The sequence below is a fragment of the Kitasatospora sp. NPDC059571 genome (assembly GCF_042735675.1).
In the GTDB taxonomy this organism is placed as follows: Bacteria; Actinomycetota; Actinomycetes; order Streptomycetales; family Streptomycetaceae; genus Kitasatospora.
On the sequence record NZ_JBHWBW010000523.1, the window covers coordinates 1 to 5,323 of the forward strand.

General features: G+C 74.5%; 6 protein-coding genes. 5 read left to right on the forward strand and 1 reads right to left on the reverse strand.

The window, feature by feature from the left end:
* Positions 1–156 precede the first annotated feature (156 nt).
* The gene (locus ACFV0G_RS34575) at positions 157–345 is read right to left on the reverse strand and encodes a hypothetical protein (protein ID WP_380556522.1); all 189 of its coding nucleotides are present in this window, start codon (positions 343–345) and stop codon (positions 157–159) included.
* A 295-nt stretch (positions 346–640) separates the two neighbouring features.
* On the opposite strand from ACFV0G_RS34575, the gene ACFV0G_RS34580 reads away from it, so the two are divergent.
* The 5 genes from ACFV0G_RS34580 to ACFV0G_RS34600 form a co-directional block, all read left to right on the forward strand.
* The gene (locus ACFV0G_RS34580; protein WP_380556524.1) at positions 641–1,204 is read left to right on the forward strand and encodes an NADPH-dependent FMN reductase; all 564 of its coding nucleotides are present in this window, start codon (positions 641–643) and stop codon (positions 1,202–1,204) included.
* Positions 1,201–2,556 carry an MFS transporter gene (locus ACFV0G_RS34585; RefSeq protein WP_380556526.1) on the forward strand — a complete coding sequence of 452 codons (1,356 nt, stop codon included), beginning with the start codon at positions 1,201–1,203 and terminating at the stop codon, positions 2,554–2,556. Before ACFV0G_RS34580 ends, ACFV0G_RS34585 begins: the two co-directional genes overlap by 4 nt.
* A complete protein-coding gene (locus tag ACFV0G_RS34590) occupies positions 2,553–3,806 on the forward strand; it encodes a NikS protein (protein WP_380556528.1) in 1,254 nt (417 codons plus the stop codon). The genes ACFV0G_RS34585 and ACFV0G_RS34590 overlap by 4 nt, the downstream gene beginning before the upstream one ends.
* Positions 3,803–5,032, forward strand: a complete 1,230-nt coding sequence (locus ACFV0G_RS34595) for an acetyl-CoA carboxylase biotin carboxylase subunit family protein (protein ID WP_380556530.1) — start codon at positions 3,803–3,805, stop codon at positions 5,030–5,032. The genes ACFV0G_RS34590 and ACFV0G_RS34595 overlap by 4 nt, the downstream gene beginning before the upstream one ends.
* Before the next feature lie 82 nt (positions 5,033–5,114).
* The coding region (locus ACFV0G_RS34600; RefSeq protein ID WP_380556532.1) for a hypothetical protein at positions 5,115–5,323 on the forward strand (209 nt) is incomplete at its 3' end.

Genomic DNA, 5,323 nt, shown 5'->3' on the forward strand with positions numbered 1-5,323 from the left:
TGCTCGACCTGGTCACCCGGCTCAGGGCGCAGCACGTCCCGATCGACGGCGTCGGGGGGGGCGGGCCCCCCGGACCCCACAAACCCCCCCCCCCCCCCCACACCGCCGCGCCCCCCCCCCCCTCCTCGGGGGGGGGGCCCCCGCGGCAGGCGGGGCTCAGCCCTTCGGCAGCACGCTCGGGATCGGGTCGCCGCTCTCGGCCACCACGCTGGGGATCGGGTCGCCGCTGGCGACCGTCACCGCAGCGGCCCGGGCCTGGTCCTGGACCGTCTGGACCACGACGGCACCGGTGATCGCCAGGGTCGCGGCGAGAGCAGTGACCAGGCCGACGAGCTTCTTGCGCATGTTCCCCACCTAGCAGAAGGTTTTGTGTGCGTTCCGACACCAGAACTCTCGCTTCGGCTGTTCCCGGAACGTTCCCCGGCCAGTACCGGCGGTCACGCTACCCGCCTGCGGACGGCCCCCGGGGCCCTTTTTTACCGAATCTTGGGGTGATCGTCCGAGGGGCGGACGGCCGCGCCCGCCGAGTGCGCCAACGGCCGGGAGGACGACGGGAACGGAACGGTAACCGGGCCGTCCATCCTGTCCGTGACCAGCACCGGAGGACCGCTCCTCCGTGACGCCACGACAGGAGTACTCCATGGCCAGGATCGTCTTCATCTCCGGCAGCCTCAGGGCGCAGTCGCTCAACACCGCCGCCGTCGCCACCGTGCGCGGCCTGCTGGAGGCCGCCGGCGCCGACCACACCGCCGACCAGCTGCAGCTGGGCGAACTCCCCTTCTACGACTTCGACGTGGAGCAGGCCGACTCCTCCGAGGCGGTCCGCGACGCCCGCGCCCTGGTCGCCTCCGCCGACGCCGTCGTGATCAGCACCCCGTCCTACAACGGCCAGTTCCCCGGGGTGCTGAAGAACGCCCTCGACTGGCTGTCCCGCCCGTACGGCGAGAGCGCGCTGACCGGCATGCCGGTCGCCGTCCTCAGCGCCTCGCCCGGCCCGCGCGGCGGCGGCGACGCGCAGCCCGTCCTCGTCGACGTGCTGCGCCGCTCCGGCGCCCGCGTGGTCGAGCACGAGACCGTCGCCCTCGGCAAGGCCGGCGACCTGCTCGGCGAGGACGGCCGCTACAGCGACCCCGAGGCCCTCGCCGCGCTGGAGAGCCTGCTCAAGGCCGCCCTCGCCGAGGCCGCCGCCGCCGACGCGTCATGACGGACACGGCCGGGCACGCGCCCTCGGGCCTGGCGGTCCTGTCGGGGGCGCACCGCAACATCAAGCTCAGGCTGGCGGTGGCGTTCGTCAACCGCTTCCTCAACTACATGCTCACCCCGCTGATGGCGATCTACCTGTCGTCCGAGATGGGCGTCGGACGGGTCGGCTCGCTGCTCGCCCTGGTGGTCGTCGCCACCGTCTGCTGCACCTTCCTCGGCGGCCACCTCGCCGACACCCGCGGCCGCAGGTACACCCTGCTGGTCGCCGAGGGCGGTGTGGCCGCCGGCTACACGGTGATGGCGCTGGCCAACTCCCTGCTGTGGCACTCCCCGCTCGCCACCTACGGCGGATTCCTGCTGCTCACCTGCATGGGCGGACTGGCCTTCCCGGCCAACGACTCCGTCCTGATGGACGTCGCCACCCCCGAGATCCGTACCGGCCTCTACACCATCAACTACTGGTCGATGAACGTGTCGTTCGCCGCCGGCGCCGCCATCGGCGGCCTCTTCTACGGCCGGCACTTCCCCGACCTGCTCTGGGCCGGCGCGGCGCTGTCCTGCGGCGTGCTGGTGGTGACCTTCCTCGGACTGGCCGAGACCGCGCCCGCGCTCGGCCGGCCCGGCACCGAGCGGTCGGTGCGTGCGACCCTCGCCGGCTTCGCCGAGGCCGCCCGGGACCGCCTGTTCCTGCGCATCGTCGCCGCCGCCACCCTGATCACCCTGGTCGAGATGCAGCTCACCTACTACCTCGGCGTGCGGCTGTCCGCGGACTTCCCGCGCCAGGAGCTCGTCCACCTCGGCTCCTGGGCCCCGCAGGTGGACGGCGTGCAGATGCTCAGCATCCTGCGCATCCTCAACACCGTGCTGGTGGTGCTGCTCGCCCTGCTGGTCAAGCGGGTGCTGAGCCGGATCTCCGAGAGCCTCGGGATGAACCTCGGCATCGTCCTGTTCGTGCTCGGCTTCATGGGCCTGTGCGTCAGCAACGACGCCTGGGTGCTGATCGCCCTCTCCGTCGTCTACACCGTCGGCGAGCTGCTGAACGTGCCGGCCCGCCAGGCCGTGATGGCCGACGTCATCGACCCGCGCAAGCGGGCCCGCTACATGTCCCTCTACGCGCTGCGCATCCGGGGCGCCGCCCTGCTCGCCTCGGCCACCCTGCCGCTCGGCGACCTGCTCGGGCCCTACGGCATGGCAGTCCTGTTCGCCGCCTGCGGCCTCGCCTCGCTGGCCCTGCTGAGCGCCCCCGCCCGGCAGCGCGGGCAGCGCCTGGCCGACTTCCAGAAGGCGATGGCGGCCGACGCCGGCACCGCCGCCGTCCCCACCGCAGCAACCCAGCCGGGAGGCTCCCGATGACCGTCCTCATCCTCAACCGCGGGCCGCTCACCAAGCGGCGCTACGACGAATGGCTCGCCGACCACCCGGGCCCGCTCCTGCTGCTGACCTCCCGCCAGTCCCTGGCCACCTACGGCGACGTGCTCCCCGAAGCGGGCTACGCGCACGCCGAGGCGGTCGACTTCGAGGTGCCCGGCGAGGTCGAGGAGCGGGTGCTCGACCTCGCCCGGACCCACCGGATCGAGTACCTCGTCGCCACCCAGGAGAGCGACCTCCAGCGGGCCGGCGCACTGCGCGACCGGCTCGGCCTGCCCGGCCAGTCCGAGCAGAGCGCGATCGCCTTCCGCAACAAGCTGGTGATGAAGCGCCTGGCCCGGCGGGCCGGGATCGCGGTCGCCGAGCACGCCCCGGTCGAACACGCCCAGGACGTCCGCGACTTCGCCGAACAGCACGGCTTCCCGCTGGTGCTGAAGGTCCGCGACGGCTCCTCCTCGGTCGGCCAGCACATCCTGCACTCCGCCGCCGAACTCGACGCCCACCTCGCCGCCGCCGGCGAGATCGAGCCGGGCCGGCTGATGGTCGAGGCCTTCGTCGCCGGCTCCATGGTGCACATCGACGGCATGGTGCTGGACGGCCGGGTCGCCGCCGCCTGGCCCTCGCGCTACCTGTACCAGCTCGGCTCCTTCGCCGACCACCGCGAGCCCCGCCGCGACGTGGCCCTCGACCGCGACGACCCCCTGACCGGCCGGCTGCTCGCCTTCCTCGACCAGCTGCTCGCCGCCCTGCCCACCCCCGCCGACACCACCTTCCACGCCGAGGTCTTCCACACCCCCGACGACCGGCTGGTGCTCTGCGAGATCGCCAGCCGCAACGGCGGCGCCCTGATCAAGGGCGTCCTGCACGCCCTGTTCGACGTGGACTTCCCGCTCGCCTGGATCCGCGCCTGCGCCGGCCTGCCCGTGCCCGTCCCGCGCGGCGCCGACCCGCTGGTGCCCCGGCAGCTCGCCGGCCAGCTGCTGATCCTCAAGCGCCCCGGCACCGTCCGCACGCTCCCCGAGAAGGCGCCGTTCGACTGGGTCACTCTGTACGAGACCTACGCCGAACCCGGGCAGCGGATCGCCGCCGCCGCCTCCTCCGGCGACTTCCTCGCGGCGATGGTCGTCAGCGGCCCCGACCGCACCGCCGTCGAGCAGCGCCTCGCCGAGGCCGCCCGCTGGTTCGAGGACGAGCTCGACCTGGACCCCACCCCCGCCGAGGAGGCGCACGCATGACCCGCCAGCACGTGGTCCTGCTGGACCGCTCCGGCTACCAGGCCTACCGCCACCCGGACGGCACCCCCTTCCTGGACCCGCGGCAGTACGAGGTCACTCTGGTGACCCTCCCCGAGAAGGCCGCCACCCCGCACCCCGGCGAGGTCGAGCGCGTCATCACCGCCGACGTCCTCGACGCGGTCGGCGTCATGGCCCCGCTGCCCGAGCTGCTCGCCGGACCGCGCGTGGACCTGGTCGCCGCCGCCGGCGAGCGGCTGATCCTGCCCGCCGCGCGCTACCGCGACGCCCTCGGCGTGCCCGGCTACACCGCGCAGCAGATCGAGCTGTTCCGCGACAAGGCCCTGATGAAGCGCCACTTCGCCGCGCACGGCATCCGCACCCCCGAGTTCGTGGAGATCGACCGGCCGCTGCAGGCCGCCGACCTGCTCGCCGCCCACGGCGCCGTCGTCCTCAAGCCGCTCGACGCCATGGGCTCGATGGGCGTCCACAAGGTCACCTCCCGCGCCCAGCTGGAGCGCCTGGAGCGCGACGGGCTCGGCTACGACGGCCGCTACGAGGCCGAGGAGTTCGTCGAAGGCCCGCTGCACCACATCGACAGCGTCGTCCAGGACGGCCGCGCCCTGGTCACCGTGGTGTCGCGCTACCTCGACCCGAACAGCGTCTTCCCGACCGGCGGCCAGTGCCGCTCCGCGGTCCTCGACCCCGGCGCCGAGCGGGACGCCCTGGCGGCCTTCGACGCCGCCGTGCTCGCCGCCGTCCCCTGGTTCTCCGGCGTCACCCACCACGAGGTCTTCCTGGACCGCACCGGCACCCCGGTGTTCTGCGAGATCGCCGGCCGCCCCGGCGGCGGCGGGGTCGTCCCCGCCTTCCGCGACCGCTTCGGCGTCAACCTGCACGTCGCGGCGCTGCTCCCGCAACTCGGCCTGCCGATCCCGCCGGTGCGCGAGATCCAGCCGCCCGAGCGCCGCTCCAGCGGCTGGTCGGTCATCTACCCGCCCGAGATCGGCCCGCTCTTCGAGCACGGCCCGCTGCCCGACGAGGACTGGCTGCTGGACGTCCTGCTGCGCCGCCGGCCGGGCGACGTCCTCACCCCGGCGCAGTCCTTCGGCGCCGGCGTCGCGGTGGCGACCGTGACCGGACCGGACCGGGCGACCGTGACCGAGCGGCTCGACCGGGTCAAGGACGTCTTCACCCCGCGTACCGCGGCCGCCGCGGGCGCCCGCTGACCGACCGGCCATGCCCACGCCTCCCCCGCCCCCCACCGGTCGCGGTGGCCCCGCCACCGCCCCCGACAGACAGGACGTCCCCGTGCCGGACGACCGCGGGACCGGCAGCCTGCTGCTGGTCGCCCCCCACCGCCGCCTGGTCAGCAAGGCCGTACGGACCGGCTTCCGGGTCGCCTCCGGCGCCGACTCCCCCGCGCCCGCCGGGGGGGCGCCCCCGCGCCGCGGCGCCCCCGCGGCGGGGGGGGGCCCGGGGGGGGGGGCGGCGGGGGCGGGGGGGGGGGGGGGGGGCTG